Annotated in this window: 1 protein-coding gene; it reads right to left on the reverse strand. The window is 66.2% G+C overall.

Features of this window, described 5'->3' with window-relative positions; all coding sequences use genetic code 11:
• A partial coding sequence (locus GTN70_00855) for a hypothetical protein (protein ID NIO15549.1) occupies window positions 1-325 on the reverse strand: 325 nt, incomplete at both ends.

Below are 325 nucleotides of genomic sequence, written 5' to 3' on the forward strand. Positions count from 1 at the left end.
CCCGGCAATATCGGTCAGCGTGCAGGCGCCGCCGGTTTTCATCTCGAGAGCCACCTGCGTCGCTCCCGCGAGCATCGCGGCAAGGAGGGGGAAAAGCTTTCCCGTTCCCAGCCGGAGCGTGCCTGCCGGGCCTTCTCCGGACGCGGTTATGTCCACGTTCACGCCACCCTCTTTGCCGGGACGGGGCCTCATTCTCAGCATGTCCTGGAGAGCCGAGAGGAGCTCTATCCCCATCCCCGGCTCCTCCCCCCGGAGGGACGAGGCGAGTTTCTGAAAGAGGCCGGTGGGAGAAAGAATGAATCGCGCCTTCCCCGGGGTCCCCAGG

This window comes from Deltaproteobacteria bacterium (assembly GCA_011773515.1).
In the GTDB taxonomy this organism is placed as follows: Bacteria; Desulfobacterota; Deferrimicrobia; order J040; family J040; genus WVXK01.